Consider the following 16,878-nt stretch of genomic DNA (forward strand, 5'->3'; position numbering starts at 1 on the left):
AGGGGGTATAGATGTTTGAAAATCTCATAGATCAAGAAGCGGGGCTTAGGCTCATTCAAGATATAAAACAAAAAAAACTTCCGCCTTCGATTTTGTTTTCGGGGCCTGAATGTTCCGGGAAGCTGACCGCAGCCCTTGAGCTTGCCCGTTCCGTTTCTTGTACCGAATCGGGAAACTGGACCTGTACCTGTTCTTCATGCTTGAGGCAAAAAGAGATGATCGCTCCCGATGTTCTTATTTTGGGAGCACGGGACCACAGCCCTGAAATCAAGGCAGCCTGCGAGACCTTATTAAAAACAAAAACTCTTTCTTCGAGATATTTATTTTTGCGGGCTATTAGAAAACTTACCTCCCGATTCGATCCCCGTCTTTGGGATACGGATGAAACAAGATTCGTAAAAGCCGCCCCCGTCATTGCAGAGATTGAAGAACTCCTAGCCGATTTATGTTCCGGCCCTATCGAAACTATAGATGACAATGTGCTTAACAAAACTGCGGAGGCTCTTGTCCTAAAATCCGCAAAACTTCAAGACGAATGTATGTACGATACTATTCCCATAAATCAGGTTAGAAAGGCTTCCTCGTGGGTACGTCTAATGCCTTCTGGAATCAAAAAAGTATTGATTGTCGAAAATGCCGATAAGATGCAGGAAGGTGCTAGAAATGCCTTTTTAAAAATTTTAGAAGAGCCGCCTTCTTATGCCGTCTTTGTTTTAACCACCGCTCATCGGGGCGCGATTATGCCGACGATACTGTCAAGGGTACGCACTTATACTTTTAAAGAAAGAGATAAAAAATCCCAAGAAGAAGTTATAAGGCGGGTTTTTAAAGGAGAGCCTTGCCATGAACCATTCGGTAAGTTCAATCTTTTAAGTTCTTACCTTTACGGCTTTTTACCGGTAAGTTTTCGTACAATTCAAAATGCGGCAGCATTATTTTATGAGTATGTTTTTTTGCTCATAGACAGGCAAAATAAAATTCTTCCCTCGGCTCTTTATAATTCGATCTCAAATTACAAAAATAAAAACAAGTATGACAATTCAAATTGCACGGTTTCAAACATTGTAAATCTTTTAAATAAATGTAAGCCTCATACGATTTATATTTTGTTCTTAAACAGCCTTTTATTTTTTTTACAAGCCGGATTAAAAAATGAAGAATGTTCCGCCTTGGAACTTGAATCTTATTTTAAAATAACGGCTTTAATAAAAAATGCCGAAGCTGCCGTAGATATTTTTAATATTTCTCCTCAAGCCGCTTTAGAAAACTTGGCAGAAGAAATTAAGGAAAAACTTATATGAGAGAGTTTATGAGAAGGGGAATACAAAAGTCCCCAAACATGAATGAAGCTCAGCTGCGTACATTTGTAAAGCTGCTTGCAAACGAGTATTCTCTATTGGATTCAGTAATGGATTCTTTAAATGACGGTGTTATAGTTGCAGATTCCGAAAATAAGATTATAAAATCGAATAGGGCTGCAGAAAGAATTTTAGGCACTTCCCTTAGAAGCTCCTCTCTTGGAGGCTCCGCTTTAGGAGAAGGTCATGAAAAAAATGTTTGGGAACATATAAAGATTCAAGATATTGCCGGCTTTGTTTCTTCGGTTATTCAAAATGAAAGCGGACAAACTTCAAAAGAGTTTAACCTAAAAGCCGATAAGCCTGAAGGTAAAAATAAATATATTGAAGTTTCGGTTCTTCCCTTGGTAAACGAAAAAAAGATTAAAGGTACGATAATTATGATTGCGGATATTACCGAAAAAAGAATTGAAGAAATTAAAAACCGCCGTCTTGAAAATCTTGCAAGCCTTACAAATGTGGCAGCTGCCGTTGCTCACGAAATAAAAAATCCTCTTGCAGCAATCAGCATTCATTTACAGCTTTTAAAGAAAAATTTTACGGCCTGTAATTTATCAATAAACCAAAAGGCTCAAAAACATATAGGCGTTATCGAAGAAGAAATTGAAAGGCTCAATAAAATTGTGGTGGATTTTTTGTTTGCCGTGCGTCCCTTAAAATTCGAGTTTGTTCCCGTAGATATAAATGTCCTTTTAAAGAATTTATACGATACTTTTTTTGACGAGTTTAATGACAGCGGTATAGCTATTTCTCTTAGCTTTTCAAAGGAGCTTCCTAAGATTCAAGGCGATGAAAGATTTTTGCGGCAGGCATTTATGAATGTCCTAACAAATGCAAAAGCCGCAATGCCGAATGGAGGCTTTTTGGATATATCGACAAAGGCAGTAAACGATTTTATTATTGTAACTATTTCGGATTCAGGGCAGGGTATCTTACCCGAAGATATGCATAAAATATTTGAGCCTTATTTTACGACAAAACATGACGGAACGGGCTTGGGGCTGACCATGACTTATAAGGTTATAAAAGAACATGGAGGAGACATAAATGTTTATTCGGATTACGGCATGGGAACAAGTTTTAAATTTTCTCTTCCGATAGAGCGTAAGGGTGCAATGCTTTTACTCTCCGATAAAACTTTCGATTTTGATTCGGTAAAGGATATAAAATGAAATTCAGTATTTTGGTTATTGATGACGAAAAAAATATTCGTGAAGGCCTTGCGATGGCCTTGGAAGATGAAGGCTATGAAGTAATTACTGCCGATAACGGAAAAACAGGTTTGGATATTGCCTTAAAAGACGAAGTCGATCTTGTAATTACCGATCTAAAAATGCCTGAAATAAGCGGCGAAGATGTCTTACGTGAAGTTATTTCAAAAACCCCGGGAATTCCCGTAATTGTTCTAACCGGACACGGTACGGTAGAAACGGCTGTTGAAGCCATGAGGATGGGGGCCTATGATTTTTTAACCAAGCCCTTGAATTTGGAACGTCTTTTTCTTTTAGTAAAAAGAGCCTTACAAAACAGAGCCCTTGTTCTTCAAAATAGAGCACTTTTACATGACATTGAAACCAAACAAAGTTTTGAAAATATTATAGGCAAGAGCCCTCTTATGGAAAAGGTTTTTGAGAATATAAAAAAAGTTGCTCCTACAAAGGCCAGCGTCTTAATTACCGGAGAAACCGGAGTCGGAAAAGAATTGATAGCTCAAGCCATTCATAATCTTTCAAACCGTAAGGATAAGCCCTTTGTTCAAGTTCACTGTGCTTCCTTTGCCGAAAGCCTTTTGGAGTCCGAGCTTTTCGGCCATGAAAAAGGAGCCTTTACAGGGGCCGTACAACGCAGCCGAGGCCGCTTTGAAATTGCAAACGGCGGTTCTCTTTTTTTGGACGAAATAGGCGAAGTCAACCAAATGATACAGGTAAAACTTTTGCGTGTTCTTCAAGAAAAAAAATTTGAGAGGGTAGGAGGTTCTGAAACTCTCAGCGTAGATACAAGAATAATTGCCGCCACAAACAGGGATTTGGTAGAAGAAATAAAAAAAGGAAATTTTAGGGAAGATCTTTATTTTAGATTGAATGTAGTGCATATTCATGTTCCTCCCTTGCGTGAACGCAAGGAGGACATTCCTCTTTTGGCCGCTGCTTTTATCAAAGACTTCGCCGAGGAGAACGGCAAAAAAATAGATTCTATAGAGCCTCGTGCAAGAGCTGCAATTTATAATTACGAATGGCCCGGAAATATAAGGCAGCTTCAAAACTGTATTCAAAGTGCCGTTGTAATGAGCTCCGATAATGTAATTCACTTTGACGACTTACCGGAAACATTACGCGAAAAGGCCGAGGCTTCTTCAATCCGTATACCTATGGGAGTAAATATGGCCGAAGCCGAAAAGCAAATTATTTTACAGACTCTTGCAAACCAAAATAACAATAAATCAAAGACAGCCGATATTTTGGGAATAGGCAGGAGAACCCTCCATCGAAAACTTGATGAGTATGAGGCGGAGATTAAAGATGATACTTCCCGAATGTTGGAAGAAAAAGAAAATCAATCCAAAAAGGAAAAATCAAATGGCAAAAAATAAATACAGCGAACCCGATTATTGGTCAAAAAAAGCTTTTGCCGAAAATTATCCTGCTCGTTCCGTATACAAACTTGAAGAGATGAATAAAAAATTTAATCTTTTTTCTTCCAATGATAAGGTATTGGATTTGGGAGCGGCTCCCGGAAGCTGGACTGTCTATGTCTTGCGATTTTTAAATAAGGAGGGAAGGGTAACTGCCGTCGATTTAAAGCCCTTGGATTCTTCGGTCTATGATGAGAGGCTTAACTTTTTTCAAGGCGATATGTTCGATAAGGGAATCATAAAATCGGTAAAAGAATTGGGGCCTTATGATGCTGTTATCTGCGATGCGGCTCCTGCAACAACAGGAAACAAAACCGTTGATACGGCCCGTTCTTCAGGTTTGGTAGAGCTTGCACTTTATTATGCACAAGAGCAGCTTAAACAAGGCGGTTCTTTTGTCGTAAAGATATTCCAAGGCGGAGATCAGCAGATTCACTTAAACAATTTACGAAAATGTTTTAAGACGGCAAGGGCCTTTAAGCCTGAAGCATGCCGCAGTTCAAGTTTTGAAACCTATCTAATAGGTTTGGATTTTAAGGGTTAGAATCTTCCTTGCTAATTATTTTATCGATTATAACATTTATCTGAATAATCAATATACCTGTGTACCGCTCTATTTGTTCGATTATATATTTTTGGAGTTGATTAATCTTTCCGGTCAGTTGGGTTCCAAAAGGAATATCAACAGTCAGATCAAGTCTGTATCCGCCTTCTTCTTTTTTAATGTTGAGCTTTTTAATAACTACTTCTTTATCGTACTCTTCAATACAATTAAACACCATTTGACTTAAAGCTGATTCGGATATTTCGACCGTACCGACTTTTGAGAATTCCGGGCGGACTACGGATTTTTCAAAAAGTTTTGATTGTTCGGTTCCTACAAAGGGCGTTTTTTTCTTTTTAAAAAAGAGCCTTATCTTATCGTAAAATATTTTCGGATAGTTTCTTTGAACTTCCAATGAAGGAACAGGTATAACATGTTTGCCTTCAACCCGCCTTGATCTCATTGCAGTTTCAATTTCTTCTCTGCTTGCAATGTCTTCAATTTTAATTATTTTTTGGGGCTGAGGAATTTGAAGGCGGGCGGCAATCTTGTTTACCATCTTTTCGGAAGTTCCCAATATTAAAATCTTTTTAAAGCTATGCGATTGTAAAGCCTTTGCCGCCCCGTCTCTATGTTTTTTATCGTCAAATAAGGCAACCTTTACGGCTGCCAAAAAAGTCTTCTCCATTTTTGCAGATTGGCCTGCAATTATCTTATCGTTATAGATTAAAAGCCCGTCATCGATGATGAGCTTAATACCGTATTTTTCGGCAAGCAGTTGAGCCCTAAAACTCTTTCCCGTTCCGCTTTCACCGACAAGGGCGTAAACCGAGACTCCTTTAATCTTCCATGAAATTTTTTTAAAGAGTTTTTTTAAATCGATCATCGGCTCTTAGTTTCGTTCCGATAAGGTTAAGTTTAAATCAACAAGTTTTTTCCCTCTGATAATTTTAACCTTTACAGTTTCACCGGGTTTTTTGTCCTCCAGTACCGAGTAATAATCGGTTATGTTATTTATTTTTTGTCCGCCTATTTCAACGATTATGTCGCCGCCTATGTAAAAGACGGAGCTGTATCTGCCCACTCCCGAACGCACAGCTTCATTTCCTCCGCGAAGGCCGGCCTTTGCCGCATTGCTTCCTTTTTTTACCTCGGAAACAAGGAGCCCGTAAGAAACGGGGAGTTTTGCATAAGAGGCAAGTCTTCCTGAAACTTGAACCAAGTCGGCATCGATAGAACCGCGGATAACCTTTCCGTATTTTAAGATATCTGCAACGACTCTTTTAGCCGTATTTACTGGAACTGCAAAGCCGACTCCGGCCGAGCTTCCCGATGTGGAATAAATCATGGTGTTTATTCCTATCATTCTTCCTTGAGTGTCTAAAAGAGGGCCGCCTGAGTTTCCGGGGTTAATTGCCGTATCGGTTTGAATCATGTTTTTGATGATGATATTTTTATCGTTTTGAATCGGGCGTTTTAATGCCGAGACTATTCCGTCTGTAAGAGTTCTTTCCAGTCCGAAAGGATTTCCGATAGCTAAAACTCTTTGGCCGACTTTTAAATTGGCTGAGTCGCCGAATTTTATTGCCGTAAGTTTAATATTTTTAGGCGGATCGAATTTTAAAACCGCCAAATCGTTTTCCTCATCTGTTCCCACTACTTTTGCCTCGTACTGACTTCCGTCAGAAAGAGAAATAAAAATCTTTGAAGCTTCTGCAATTACATGTGTGTTGGTCAGTACCAATCCGCTTTCGTCGATTATGGAACCCGAACCTGAGCCGCCTTCGACGGGAACAGGTTCAAAAAACCAGTTTACTCCCATGGTTTCGGTGGTTATGTTTACGACAGCTTCATTGGTCGATTCGTATACATGAATATTCTGTGATTCGGCAGGAGTATAGCCTATGTAGCCTGTTTCATTTGAAGTGCTTAAAGCAGCCGTATTTCCATACTGTTGCATATTTAAATTTTGCGAATTTTCTGTCTGAGCAAATCCGTTTTCTGCATTTTCTTCAAAATCGGCAGGGCCGTTTGAAGCTTCACTTTCAATTTCACTTAAGCCGGCGTTTCCTGTATTGTATTTTATACCGGCAAAAAAACCGGCACTTGCAAAAACCAAGGCTGCAATGAGCGAAAATACTAATGTTTGTCTTCTACTGTAAAGTTTCATAATGCTTAAAATTCTCCTATAATTATAGTCTATTAAAAATACCCCCTATTTGTCAAGCGTGGACGTAAAATCTCACAGTGTCTATTTTATATTAGATTTAAGGTGAGGCAAATCCGGCACTATACGAATAAATGATACTGTGATATAATGGACTAAAAATAGGAGCTGTTTATGTCTGCTGGTGAAATACCTATTGGCGAAATTGCTTTGCAAATCGTCCTTTCCGTTGGAATTATCGTTATTGTTGCAAAGTACCTCGGCCTTCTTGCAAAAAAATTGAATATTCCGCAAGTTGCGGGTGAAATTGTTGCAGGGCTTTTATTACGCTACCTGCCTTTTTTTCGTAATTTCGGCGGAGTTGAACCGAACATTATCTATGCCGAAACCAATCAGTTTATCGGATATATGTCGGAAATCGGCGTTATCCTGATTATGTTTTCCGCCGGATTGGGTACTAATTTAAAATCACTTGTTGCATCCGGTATCAAATCCACAGTGATCGCTGCTTGCGGCGTTATCGTTCCATTGGTTTTAGGTACGGCTATGGCCTTAGGCTTTTGGGGCTTCGACGGTTTTGGAACGCCCGTATTTTATCAAGCCCTATTTATCGGGACTATTTTAACGGCGACTTCGGTGAGCATTACCGTTGCCGCATTGAAAGAGCTGGGAAAGATAAATTCGGAAGTCGGGCAAACAATTATCAGTGCTGCAATCATCGATGATGTCTTAGGCATTATTGCATTAACGGTTGTACTCGGTGCAAGTTCCGGTAAGGGCGACTACCTCGCACTTATTATAAAAACGGCAGCGTTCTTTGCCGCTTCGTTGGTAGTAGGCTATGTGATTTACCGAATCTTCAAATGGTATGATAAGAGGCATCCTCATACTCACCGTATTTCGATTTACGGGCTAGGGGTTGCATTGATTTTTGCCTATTGTACCGAACGATTTTTCGGTATTGCCGATATTACCGGTGCCTATGTTGCAGGGGTTGTATTGTGCAACTTGCATGATGCTTCCTATATGGAAAAGAAAATAGACATCAATTCGTATATGTTTTTTAGTCCTATCTTTTTTACCTCTATCGGACTTAAAACGGACTTTAGCGGACTGAATATGAGCTTACTATGGTTTTCGATAGCCTTTGTGCTTGTCGGTTGTATCAGCAAAATAATCGGCTGCGGCGGTTCGGCATTGACGTTGGGCTTTAAGCGGAAGGAATCGCTCCAGATAGGGCTGGGAATGATGGTGCGCGGTGAAGTAGCCCTCATAGTAGCTCAAAAGGGACTTGCGGCCGGGATGGTTAAAGCCGAATACTTTGCACCGGTCATTTTGCTGATTATCGTTTCCTCCATGATTGTGCCTATTTTGTTGGGAAAAGCATTTTCGGATAGGTCCGTTGCTCCTCCAATGAAGGAACAGGTATAGCATCTTGACTTCAATCCGCCTTGATCTAATTGCAGTTTTGATTTCTTATTTTTAAATTCCCCTATTTGTCAAGCGTGGATTGAAAATTCTTCCGTTTTTTGATATACTGGTTTCATGTCTGTAGTTTCTCTTGTATTCCAGATGCTTGGAAGTTTAGGTTTAATCTTATACGGAATGAAAATGATGAGTGACGGTATTCAAAAAAGTGCCGGCGAAAGTCTACACCGTACACTCAATTTTATGACGGGAAACAGATTTTTAGCTGTTTTGACGGGTATAGTTGTTACCGGCATTGTTCAATCCTCCGGTGCTACAACCGTTATGACCGTTTCATTTGTCAATGCAGGAATGTTGAGTCTTCAACAGGCTATAGGCGTAATTTTCGGTGCAAACATAGGTACGACCGTTACGGCATGGATAGTTTCACTTCTAGGTTTTAAATTTTCTATAGCAAGCATAGCCATTCCTGCCTTCGGAATAGGCTATTTTTTAACATTTTTTAAAAAACTTAAAAAAGATAATCTGGGTGAGGCCATCATGGGCTTCGGTCTCCTTTTTACCGGTTTGGACTTTTTGGCTTCAGCCGTGCCGAATATTTCGGGTGAACATATTGCCCTTTTTTCTCTTTTTAGACAGACAGGTATTCATAGTATTATAATCGGTGTTATCCTCGGCTTGGTGCTTACCGTTTTTCTCCATTCGTCGAGTGCGACAACTGCGGTTCTTTTGACGATGGCTCATACCGGGGTAGTCGGCTGGGAATTTTCTGCGGCTGTAATTTTGGGAAGTAACGTAGGTTCTACAGTAGATGCGGTATTGGCCTCAATAGGAACAAAGCTCAATGCAAGGAGGGCGGCGGCCGTACACGTTTTGTTTAATGTTGCAGGCAGCGTTTTTACCCTAATTCTTTTTACGCCGTTTTTATCCTTAGTGGATTTGATTTGCCCTTCTAGCAGTCTTATGACTAAAATTGCAGTATTCCATACCTTGTTCAATGTAATCAACACTCTTGTTGCCATTCCGTTTGTAAATCAGATTGCAAAATTTGTGTGCCGGCTTATTAAACCCGGAGAAGATGAAGAGCCTGCCCGCTATGTTCTTACATTTCAAGCACCCGGCATGAAAGAAAACACGGAGGCCTACGTGCTTCGTGCCGAGGTTGAAATTCTAAAGATGTCCGGTATTGTGCGGGAAATGTTCAGCCTCTTGCGTTCTCTTTTAAGCAAAGAAGAAAACGTTTCAAGAGAGTTTGTGATAAGGCAGTTGACCGAAAAAGAAGATTATACCGATCAGATGCAGGAAGAGCTTTCTGTATACCTTATTAAAACTTCTCAGCTTTCTTTATCCGAAAAAAACAGAAAGAATGTACGCCTTATGCTCGGTATTGTAGACGATATAGAAAATATGACCGATCAGATTTTTGAGTTAGGTCTTTTTATAAACCGAAGTATAGAATTAAAGATGCCCATCAGTCAAGACGATATGGATAAACTTTTGCCCTATATGGGAATTGTAAATCAGTTTATTCATTTTGTTCACGAGCACTTAAATAAACCTCTTGCAGCGGAACAGCTTGCAATGGCCCACGAAATGGAAGAATCTATCGATGCGATGAGACAACACCTAAAGCATCTTGCCCGTACACGCTTGGAAAAAGGTGCAAACGTAAAGGCCGAGCTTTTGTACATCGACATGGTCCGCAACCTGGAAAAAATAGGAGATTTTGCTTTTAGTATTTCCCGTGCCCTTGCCGAAACCGAATAAGAATTTTTACCAACTATTTTTTACAATACAATTCTGTCGTTGTCTTGCCTTTTTAGCTTGCCTTCTTTTTCGAGAAGGTTAAGAATCGGAAGAATGTATTTGCGGGAAAGGCCGGTTACTTCCCGTGCATCGGCTATCGAAATTTTGTCCCCTGTTTTGTATTTTGCAAATAATGAATTTACGGCTTTTTTGTAAAAATCCGTATGGTAGTGTAAAAAGTTTTCAAGGCAGATCAGCTTGCCTAATTTTATCAGATCTCTGGCTTCTTTTCGGGCTTGAGGGAGCTTTATCTTGTCTATTTCGATGCCTTCAAAGCCCGCCTTAAAGGCTGCATCCAAAAGGGCCTTTGCATTTTTAGAAATATCTTCACCCGTTCTTCCGCTCAGTTTATAAATATGAGCTTCTTTTTCCAGCTTCTTTTCATCGCAAAGTTTTTTTAATACGGTAGTTTTTACCCTTTGCGGAACAGGTAAGTCCACTTCTTCAAGGGTGAAGCCTGCCTGACTTTCTTGAGCCGTTTTTAAAATTTTATTTTCCCAAAACTCAAGCCTCTTTTTTAAAAAACGCCAAGAGCCATACTCAATGACTTCACTCTTATCCGATGTGAGCTCTTGGGTTTTGATTTTAGTATCTTCGACAAAGCCTTCAATATTAAACTTGTAACTGTGAATGGAAGGAAGTTCCTTGTCCCTGTAAACCTCAAAGGCTTCCTTAAACTGTATTCTTTTATAGCTTGGAAAACTTGCGAGCACTCTGGCCGAGGCTAGAATTTCGCTTCCTCCGTGCCTTATTAAAACGGCTCTTTGATTCCAAGCAGAAGCAATAGGTTCTTCTAAAGAAAGACGGCCCAAGCTCCTGTCGAATTGGTTTAAGTGAATGCTGCCTATTGCATGGGCACTTCCGAGGGCTATTTCAATTTCGGCATGATTTTTAAAGCCCCCTTCCTTGTTTGTAAAAACCTCATCGATTCGTACTAAAAGTTCTTTTCCGCTTAAAACAAAATTTGAATCTTTTTCCGCTAAGAGCATTCCTCTTTCAAGATTTGTTTTTTCTCCCAGCTTTAAGTTGAGGGCTGTCCGCGTGCCTGGCTCTATTTTTTCCACATCCTTATGATGGTTTTGTATCGATTTAATTCTACATTCTTCATTTGAAGGATATATCTGCAAGCTGTCGCCCGTATGCAGGCCTTTTCCTCTTAATGTTCCGGTAACGGTGGTTCCTATGCCTTTTAGTACAAAGACCCTGTCTACATATAAAAAGGGAGTAGGCGGGCTTTGCTTTTTTGATGAAGAAAGAAGTTTTGTAATTTCGGCTTTGAGTTCCTCGATTCCGCTTCCCGTAAGGGAAGATACGGCGACGGCAGGAAGTTTCCTTCCGATTATTTTTTCGCATTGGGCATTGGCATCTTCGATTAGAAGTTCAAGCATGTCCTTTTCTGCAAGGTCGGATTTTGTGATTACAAGAAGAATGGAGTCTATCTTCATAGCCTTTAGTACACGCAAATGATCGGAGGACATCTGCATCCAGCCGTCATCGGCTGCCACTATTAAAAGAGCTGCATCCAAGCCCCATGTGCCTGCAACCATATTGCGGATAAAGCGTTCATGGCCGGGAACATCTACTATGCCGACAGTACCGTGAACAGGATCTTCAAGCGAAGCAAAGCCGAGCTCTATGGTCATCCCCCGTTTTTTTTCTTCAGGCAGATGACTGGTTTCAATTCCTGTAAGCCTTTTTACCAAGGCAGTCTTTCCATGGTCCACATGTCCCGCTGTTCCCAAAATATACGGCATTCTTTCCTCCAATCGATATGTATGGTATTCCGAGTATTTTAGCATAACTAATGGATTAGGGGAAGGGGGAACAGTTTTATATTTTCGGAACTAATAATATAAAACTGTTTTGATTTTTTAATTGTTCTCTGCTACTTTACTTCAAGGTAATCTATGGCAACGCCGGATATAATTATATAATCCATTGTTGCACCGCCAAATAAACCTTTTTTGTATTTTGCATCCATAACTATATTAACAACATCATCTGCGTTCGGATATTTTGCTTTTGCAACTTCAAGCAATTTTGTATATCCGGCTCCGGAGCTCGATAGCTTTCCTTGATATTCTACTCTGCCTAATATTACATATTTACTTCCATCAGCAGGAAATTGTGCTGTCGTTCCTACAGGTCTCATACTTGAACAGCCTGTAACTAATATAACACTTATCAACAAAATAAGCATTCCAATCATTGAAACTATTTTTTTCTGTTTCATTTTAACCATCCTTCTTGCAATGTTTTTTTACTGCAATTTAATTTTTTATCTAAAATGTTGATAGGTTCCGTTACCTGTCTTTTTACCGACAGGCCAATCAAACATATTTTAGCCGGATTAGCATTTATTCGTGCGGAAAAATTTTGATAATTAAGAAATTTATTGAAAGCGTCATTTAACAAAAAGAATTCTTTAACATGAGAAAAAAAATAAAATAAACATCTATCGATTAGAGATATTAGAACTAATAGAGTAAATGGGGGGGGGTAAACTTAGGCTAACATTTTTCTCTGTATCTTTCAACATTAAATTTGAGTTTTGAGAAAAATTAAATTGTAAGCCGATTAAAATTAGTTTTACCATAAGGGTATACTAGTGTATAAACGATGATTTGTCAAGTCTTGAATTTGGGAATTTTTGGAGGGAGGAAAGGTCAATGCCACAAAAAATACTTGTACTTGACAAGCCGTTTTTTTTGTATTACACTTGTAATACGGAGGTTGCCATGACAACAGTAAGATTGCCGGTAGAGTATGAACAAAGGCTTAATTTTCTATCTACCGTAAAGAAAAAGAATAAAAGCGATTTAATAAAAGAAGCTCTTGATATGTTGTTCCGCAATGAAGAAATGGAAATTGATTCGTATGAGCTGGGAAAAGAATATTTCGGCAAATACGGGAGCGGAAACTCAAATCTATCGGTTTCTTATAAGCAAAAAATCAAGGAGAAAATAAATGCTAAATACCGTCCTCATTGATACAGGTCCCCTTATTGCTTTGTTTGATAAAGACGATAAATATCATTTAAGTATTATAGAATTTATCAAAGACGGTAATTATAGTTTTGTATCGACTATTGCTGTATTAACCGAAGTAATGTACATGCTTGATTTTAATATAAAAGTTCAAATTAATTTTTTAGAATGGGTAATGAAAAAAGGGCTTATTATTCATGATATTAATAAAAACACTATCAAGAGAATCTCCGAATTAATAAATAAATATTCCGACAGGCCAATGGATTTTGCAGATGCAACATTGGTAGCAGCTGCAGAAGAGCGAGGAATCAATCGGATAATCAGTATAGATTTGGATTTTGATATTTATCGCCTGCACGGTAAATCAAAGATGGAGAATATATTTAAAAAGAGATTTAATTAAGAGGGTTTCTCTAAAAATCTTGTTGGATTTGCTTCGCTTCCTTCGGAATAGAGATGCCCGACGAGTTTTTCATAAGTCCTTATTTATCAATGACTTATGAAAAACATCGCAAATTAAATTTAAGGAAAGCCTCTAAAAACTGATGTTTTTAGAGGCTCTCAAGAAATTATTATAAAAATTTTAATTAGGTAGGCATATTTTTACGGAACTTAAAAATATGCCTGAGATTTATTTATTTTTTTTGTTTGGAAGTCTGGCTCTAAGACCTAAACCGAACTGAGGTATACAACTAATACTCCATTTATCATTTATTGCTATATTTCCAAAGTTCACACCACCCTCTAAACGTGTATATGAAAACCCTATAGACGGAGAAACTTCGAGAAACATATTAAATTTAGGTACCTTTCCAAAATTTATTTCCCATCTTATCGGACATACAAGCGACATACCTATAGTCGCAGGTTTAATAAGAATCATATAAGAATTGATATCAAGAGCCGCTCCTATTGTAAGGGGACATTTTTGTCCTTTAAGAACAGGATCCCATACCGTAAAAAGAACTCCGCTGCGAATATTTAGCTGTCGGGAAATAAAGGGAAGACCTGTTACTCCTACAAGCAAATCAAATTCCATCAAATCATTAAATTCATGTGAATATGATAAACCTACAATTGGAAAACCTAGCCAGCCTCCTATTTTATCTTTTCCGCCATTACCGTTTCCCTGCAAATCCGATTGTGCAAAAATATTTGCAGAAACCATAATCATACAGAAAAAAACTATCAATATTTTTTTCATTTTAACCATCCTTCTTGCAATGTTTTTTCATTGCAATTTAATTTTTTATATAAAATATTGATCGGTTCCGTTACCCGTCTTTTTATCGACAGGTCAATCAAACATATTTTAGCCGGATTAGCATTTATTCGTGCGGAAAAATTTTGATAATTAAGAAATTTATTGAAAGTACTGCTTAATAAAAAAGATTCTTTAACATGAGAAAAAAAATAAAATAAACATCTATCGATTAGAGATATTAGAACTAATAGAGGAAATGGGGGGGGGTAAACTTAGGCTAACATTTTTCTCTGTATTTTTCAACATCGAATTTGAGTTTTGAGAAAAATTAAATTGTAAGCCGTTTAAAATTAGTTTTACCATAAAGGTGATACTAGGACATAAACGATGATTTGTCAAGTCTTAAATTTGGGAATTTTGGGGGGAAAATTTTTATGGTCTAAAAATTTATAAATTTATAGTTAAATATTTTTTGCAATTTAGCTATTGTTTTTAGTGTCGGATTTGTTTTTTTAGGGTTTTCTAAATTCTGATATTGCTGATATGATATATTGAGTTTATCTGCTACTTCAATTTGCGTTTTATTTCCTCTGTTTTTACGAAGCATAATAGCAAATGCAATATTAGGTTCAACTTCAACAGCATATTCAGAAATAAAATTAGGAAGAGCTATTTTTATTCCACGTGATGTTTCACTTTCTAAAACTCCGTTTAATGCTTCTCCTGCCATTTCTAAGGCTTCTTTTTTTGTATTCCCAAAAGTAAAGACATGCGGCAGATCAGGAAAAGCAACATAATAAACTCCGTCTTCTTTTTTTAATGTACAGTAGTATTTCATCATCACTCCTTAATTCCGGCAAGGCGGAAAATATTTTTTACGGTACCTATAGGTAAGTCTTTGTTTCCATGAACAGGCACAGGAATAGTTTTGTCGTCTTTAATGAAGATATGATGTGACCCTTTTATTCTATCAATAGTCCATCCATTTTTCTTTAATATTTTGGTTATTTCTTTACCTGTCATATTTAAATAATACAATATATAAGTTGTATTGTCAAGATATGAGAATAAGTTTTTTATGTTTCGAAATTAAGATTAGAGTTTAGAAATCTAAATAAAAAATAACCCATTAAAATTTAATTAAGCTCCCACAATTACATATCATATTCTTCAGGTCTGATGTCTGGAGCTTTATCCAAAACGGCTAAAAACTTTTCTTTAGAGCCTTTTTTTGCTCGTTTTTCAAGATAGTTTTCGCTTTGTAGTGCTGTCAATTTTTCGCCTATTGCAGCCGTTATAAACTGATTTATAGAAATGTTATCAATTTTTGAACCTTCTTTTACCATTGTATGGTATCATATATGATGCTTATTTCTTTGTCAATCTACTTTGTTTAATACCTGCATATTTTTTACAATTTAGCCAACAAGATAAACTCCACAAAAAACGATTGACAATACGTGTTAATACGTGCTATAATATTCTTGCAGGTTGAGCTATGACATCCAATGAAATTATAAAGCTCCTAAAAAAAGCCGGTTATGAAATAATAGCCGGAGCAAAACATGATAAAGCAATTCACAAAGAAAGCGGAAAAATGATAGCAATACCGCGTCATAAAGGTGATATTCCAAAAGGAACTGCACATAATATTTTAAAAGAAGCCGGTATTAAATAGGATAGTGGAGGTAAAAATGAAATATACATATCCTGTTATTTTTGAAAATGATGACGGAAAAATAGGGGTAAGAGTTCCCGATATTTCAGGCTGTTTTACATTCGGAGACACAGTAACTGAAGCTATAGAAATGGCAGAGGATGCCATAGCTATGATGCTTGCCCATTATGAAGATAACAATCAAGCAATACCAAAAGCCAGTAATATATCGGAGGTAAAAATAAAAAACGGATTTGTAAACTATGTTATAGCCGATACGGATAAATGGCGCAGGCAATTTTCAGAAAAATCGGTGAAAAAGACGGTTACCATTCCGGCATGGTTAAACTACAAGGCCGAAACAGCCAATCTTAATTTTTCGCAAGAATTGCAAAATGCCCTTAAAGCAAAATTGCAGATTGGGTTGTAGCAAAGAATGATTTTATTTAACCGCAAGGGGCGCAAAGAGCGCAAAGATTTTGAATGTGTTTTTTATATCTATAAATCAATCAAATTAAATTTTCTTCGTAACGCCTTGAATATAAAATTCGCCTTATTTCCATAATGTTATCAATTACAACATACCAGACTGTATAATTTCCGACATTTATTCTTCTGTATGGATATGGCCGTTGTTTTTTTGAGTTCCATATTGCAAAATCTTCCGGGTTGTCAAGTCTTTCAAGTATTGCAGATTCAATCTTTGAGAGTGTGTTTTCTGCTGCAATAGAATTCTGTAAATTATTTTGAATATAATTTATAATGCCGTCTAAATCCTGTTTTGCTAAAGGAAGATAACGCAAAATATACTTTTTCATTAATCTAACTTTATTCGAGAGCGAATAGTAGAAAATACATCTTCATGGGAAAGCCTAACATTGGTTGAAGCAGCCTGAAAATCAGCCTCATCAAGTCTATTTTCTACATTATCTGTAAGACTTTCGTACATATCAAGGCTCATTAGTACCATAGAACCGTAGCCGTTTTTCGTAAGAAACACAGGACTTTTATTTGAAATAACAATATTCTCTATTTCTGAAAATTTATTTCGTAAATCTGAAACAGGTCTTATTTGCATCATTAACACCTCCA

General features: G+C 37.6%; 20 protein-coding genes. 10 read left to right on the plus strand and 10 right to left on the minus strand.

The features are described from left to right. Positions 1 to 11: 11 nt before the first annotated feature. From HO345_RS03715 to HO345_RS03730, 4 genes are read left to right on the plus strand one after another with little or no spacing between them, the layout of a single operon-like run. Positions 12 to 1,301 carry a DNA polymerase III delta subunit-related protein gene (locus HO345_RS03715; RefSeq protein WP_253683959.1) on the plus strand — a complete coding sequence of 430 codons (1,290 nt, stop codon included), beginning with the start codon at positions 12 to 14 and terminating at the stop codon, positions 1,299 to 1,301. Beyond that, positions 1,298 to 2,530, plus strand: a complete 1,233-nt coding sequence (locus HO345_RS03720) for a two-component system sensor histidine kinase NtrB (RefSeq protein ID WP_253683961.1) — start codon at positions 1,298 to 1,300, stop codon at positions 2,528 to 2,530. Before HO345_RS03715 ends, HO345_RS03720 begins: the two co-directional genes overlap by 4 nt. Beyond that, a complete protein-coding gene (locus tag HO345_RS03725) occupies positions 2,527 to 3,948 on the plus strand; it encodes a sigma-54-dependent transcriptional regulator (RefSeq protein ID WP_253683963.1) in 1,422 nt (473 codons plus the stop codon). Before HO345_RS03720 ends, HO345_RS03725 begins: the two co-directional genes overlap by 4 nt. After that, on the plus strand, positions 3,935 to 4,534 hold the full coding sequence (locus tag HO345_RS03730) for an SAM-dependent methyltransferase (RefSeq protein ID WP_253683965.1): 600 nt from the start codon (positions 3,935 to 3,937) through the stop codon (positions 4,532 to 4,534). The genes HO345_RS03725 and HO345_RS03730 overlap by 14 nt, the downstream gene beginning before the upstream one ends. On the opposite strand, the gene HO345_RS03735 is transcribed toward HO345_RS03730, so the two are convergent. Then, on the minus strand, positions 4,524 to 5,420 hold the full coding sequence (locus tag HO345_RS03735) for a P-loop NTPase family protein (protein ID WP_253683967.1): 897 nt from the start codon (positions 5,418 to 5,420) through the stop codon (positions 4,524 to 4,526). The two genes, HO345_RS03730 and HO345_RS03735, sit on opposite strands and share 11 nt — an antisense overlap. A 6-nt stretch (positions 5,421 to 5,426) precedes the next feature. Continuing rightward, on the minus strand, positions 5,427 to 6,704 hold the full coding sequence (locus tag HO345_RS03740) for a S1C family serine protease (protein ID WP_253683969.1): 1,278 nt from the start codon (positions 6,702 to 6,704) through the stop codon (positions 5,427 to 5,429). A 171-nt stretch (positions 6,705 to 6,875) separates the two neighbouring features. On the opposite strand from HO345_RS03740, the gene HO345_RS03745 reads away from it, so the two are divergent. Continuing rightward, positions 6,876 to 8,132: a cation:proton antiporter gene (locus HO345_RS03745; protein WP_253683970.1), complete on the plus strand. Its 1,257-nt coding sequence runs from the start codon at positions 6,876 to 6,878 to the stop codon at positions 8,130 to 8,132. Between the two features lie 114 nt (positions 8,133 to 8,246). Then, complete coding sequence (locus HO345_RS03750) at positions 8,247 to 9,896, plus strand: Na/Pi cotransporter family protein (protein WP_253683972.1); 1,650 nt, start codon at positions 8,247 to 8,249, stop codon at positions 9,894 to 9,896. Positions 9,897 to 9,916: 20 nt separating this feature from the next. Here HO345_RS03750 and selB read toward each other — a convergent pair whose 3' ends face one another. Beyond that, positions 9,917 to 11,689: a selenocysteine-specific translation elongation factor gene (gene selB, locus HO345_RS03755; RefSeq protein WP_253683974.1), complete on the minus strand. Its 1,773-nt coding sequence runs from the start codon at positions 11,687 to 11,689 to the stop codon at positions 9,917 to 9,919. Between the two features lie 131 nt (positions 11,690 to 11,820). Further along, positions 11,821 to 12,168 (minus strand): hypothetical protein, encoded by a 348-nt coding sequence (locus HO345_RS03760; protein ID WP_253681804.1) that lies wholly within the window; start codon positions 12,166 to 12,168, stop codon positions 11,821 to 11,823. A gap of 505 nt (positions 12,169 to 12,673) precedes the next feature. Between HO345_RS03760 and HO345_RS03765 the strand changes: the two genes are divergently transcribed. Next, positions 12,674 to 12,925 (plus strand): hypothetical protein, encoded by a 252-nt coding sequence (locus tag HO345_RS03765; protein WP_002690512.1) that lies wholly within the window; start codon positions 12,674 to 12,676, stop codon positions 12,923 to 12,925. Next, on the plus strand, positions 12,903 to 13,328 hold the full coding sequence (locus HO345_RS03770) for a type II toxin-antitoxin system VapC family toxin (protein ID WP_253683976.1): 426 nt from the start codon (positions 12,903 to 12,905) through the stop codon (positions 13,326 to 13,328). Before HO345_RS03765 ends, HO345_RS03770 begins: the two co-directional genes overlap by 23 nt. 228 nt (positions 13,329 to 13,556) lie before the next feature. Here the strand turns inward: HO345_RS03770 and HO345_RS03775 are convergent, their stop codons facing one another. From HO345_RS03775 to HO345_RS03790, 4 genes are all read right to left on the minus strand, one after another. Continuing rightward, positions 13,557 to 14,129: a hypothetical protein gene (locus tag HO345_RS03775; RefSeq protein ID WP_253683978.1), complete on the minus strand. Its 573-nt coding sequence runs from the start codon at positions 14,127 to 14,129 to the stop codon at positions 13,557 to 13,559. Between the two features lie 439 nt (positions 14,130 to 14,568). Beyond that, entirely contained in the window at positions 14,569 to 14,970 is a 402-nt protein-coding gene (locus HO345_RS03780; RefSeq protein WP_253683980.1) for a type II toxin-antitoxin system HicB family antitoxin, read from the minus strand. Beyond that, on the minus strand, positions 14,970 to 15,152 hold the full coding sequence (locus HO345_RS03785; protein WP_253678786.1) for a type II toxin-antitoxin system HicA family toxin: 183 nt from the start codon (positions 15,150 to 15,152) through the stop codon (positions 14,970 to 14,972). The genes HO345_RS03780 and HO345_RS03785 overlap by 1 nt, the downstream gene beginning before the upstream one ends. 131 nt (positions 15,153 to 15,283) lie before the next feature. Continuing rightward, entirely contained in the window at positions 15,284 to 15,475 is a 192-nt protein-coding gene (locus HO345_RS03790) for a hypothetical protein (protein ID WP_253683982.1), read from the minus strand. Positions 15,476 to 15,627: 152 nt separating this feature from the next. Here HO345_RS03790 and HO345_RS03795 point away from each other — a divergent pair, with 152 nt between their 5' ends. Both HO345_RS03795 and HO345_RS03800 read left to right on the plus strand, forming a co-directional pair. Beyond that, positions 15,628 to 15,807 carry a type II toxin-antitoxin system HicA family toxin gene (locus tag HO345_RS03795; RefSeq protein WP_253683984.1) on the plus strand — a complete coding sequence of 60 codons (180 nt, stop codon included), beginning with the start codon at positions 15,628 to 15,630 and terminating at the stop codon, positions 15,805 to 15,807. 16 nt (positions 15,808 to 15,823) lie between these two features. Beyond that, positions 15,824 to 16,216, plus strand: coding sequence for a type II toxin-antitoxin system HicB family antitoxin (locus HO345_RS03800; RefSeq protein WP_253683986.1), 393 nt, complete (start codon positions 15,824 to 15,826; stop codon positions 16,214 to 16,216). 79 nt (positions 16,217 to 16,295) lie between these two features. Here the strand turns inward: HO345_RS03800 and HO345_RS03805 are convergent, their stop codons facing one another. Both HO345_RS03805 and HO345_RS03810 read right to left on the minus strand, forming a co-directional pair. Further along, positions 16,296 to 16,604 (minus strand): type II toxin-antitoxin system RelE/ParE family toxin, encoded by a 309-nt coding sequence (locus HO345_RS03805; RefSeq protein ID WP_253683988.1) that lies wholly within the window; start codon positions 16,602 to 16,604, stop codon positions 16,296 to 16,298. Next, on the minus strand, positions 16,604 to 16,867 hold the full coding sequence (locus HO345_RS03810) for a type II toxin-antitoxin system Phd/YefM family antitoxin (protein WP_253683990.1): 264 nt from the start codon (positions 16,865 to 16,867) through the stop codon (positions 16,604 to 16,606). The genes HO345_RS03805 and HO345_RS03810 overlap by 1 nt, the downstream gene beginning before the upstream one ends. Between the last annotated feature and the right edge of the window lie 11 nt (positions 16,868 to 16,878).

It is taken from the genome of Treponema denticola (assembly GCF_024181645.1).
Lineage (GTDB): Bacteria > Spirochaetota > Spirochaetia > Treponematales > Treponemataceae > Treponema_B > Treponema_B denticola_A.

What these genes read in the sequence shown, in the direction of transcription:
- HO345_RS03785 (WP_253678786.1), bottom strand. Translation starts at nt 15,152, where the DNA reads ATGACAGGTAAAGAAATAACCAAAATATTAAAGAAAAATGGATGGACT.
- HO345_RS03730 (WP_253683965.1), top strand. Translation starts at nt 3,935, where the DNA reads ATGGCAAAAAATAAATACAGCGAACCCGATTATTGGTCAAAAAAAGCT.
- HO345_RS03775 (WP_253683978.1), bottom strand. Translation starts at nt 14,129, where the DNA reads ATGAAAAAAATATTGATAGTTTTTTTCTGTATGATTATGGTTTCTGCA.
- HO345_RS03810 (WP_253683990.1), bottom strand. Translation starts at nt 16,867, where the DNA reads ATGATGCAAATAAGACCTGTTTCAGATTTACGAAATAAATTTTCAGAA.
- HO345_RS03805 (WP_253683988.1), bottom strand. Translation starts at nt 16,604, where the DNA reads ATGAAAAAGTATATTTTGCGTTATCTTCCTTTAGCAAAACAGGATTTA.
- HO345_RS03745 (WP_253683970.1), top strand. Translation starts at nt 6,876, where the DNA reads ATGTCTGCTGGTGAAATACCTATTGGCGAAATTGCTTTGCAAATCGTC.
- HO345_RS03750 (WP_253683972.1), top strand. Translation starts at nt 8,247, where the DNA reads ATGTCTGTAGTTTCTCTTGTATTCCAGATGCTTGGAAGTTTAGGTTTA.
- HO345_RS03725 (WP_253683963.1), top strand. Translation starts at nt 2,527, where the DNA reads ATGAAATTCAGTATTTTGGTTATTGATGACGAAAAAAATATTCGTGAA.
- HO345_RS03800 (WP_253683986.1), top strand. Translation starts at nt 15,824, where the DNA reads ATGAAATATACATATCCTGTTATTTTTGAAAATGATGACGGAAAAATA.
- HO345_RS03735 (WP_253683967.1), bottom strand. Translation starts at nt 5,420, where the DNA reads ATGATCGATTTAAAAAAACTCTTTAAAAAAATTTCATGGAAGATTAAA.
- selB (WP_253683974.1), bottom strand. Translation starts at nt 11,689, where the DNA reads ATGCCGTATATTTTGGGAACAGCGGGACATGTGGACCATGGAAAGACT.
- HO345_RS03790 (WP_253683982.1), bottom strand. Translation starts at nt 15,475, where the DNA reads ATGGTAAAAGAAGGTTCAAAAATTGATAACATTTCTATAAATCAGTTT.
- HO345_RS03715 (WP_253683959.1), top strand. Translation starts at nt 12, where the DNA reads ATGTTTGAAAATCTCATAGATCAAGAAGCGGGGCTTAGGCTCATTCAA.
- HO345_RS03765 (WP_002690512.1), top strand. Translation starts at nt 12,674, where the DNA reads ATGACAACAGTAAGATTGCCGGTAGAGTATGAACAAAGGCTTAATTTT.
- HO345_RS03780 (WP_253683980.1), bottom strand. Translation starts at nt 14,970, where the DNA reads ATGATGAAATACTACTGTACATTAAAAAAAGAAGACGGAGTTTATTAT.
- HO345_RS03760 (WP_253681804.1), bottom strand. Translation starts at nt 12,168, where the DNA reads ATGAAACAGAAAAAAATAGTTTCAATGATTGGAATGCTTATTTTGTTG.
- HO345_RS03795 (WP_253683984.1), top strand. Translation starts at nt 15,628, where the DNA reads ATGACATCCAATGAAATTATAAAGCTCCTAAAAAAAGCCGGTTATGAA.
- HO345_RS03720 (WP_253683961.1), top strand. Translation starts at nt 1,298, where the DNA reads ATGAGAGAGTTTATGAGAAGGGGAATACAAAAGTCCCCAAACATGAAT.
- HO345_RS03740 (WP_253683969.1), bottom strand. Translation starts at nt 6,704, where the DNA reads ATGAAACTTTACAGTAGAAGACAAACATTAGTATTTTCGCTCATTGCA.
- HO345_RS03770 (WP_253683976.1), top strand. Translation starts at nt 12,903, where the DNA reads ATGCTAAATACCGTCCTCATTGATACAGGTCCCCTTATTGCTTTGTTT.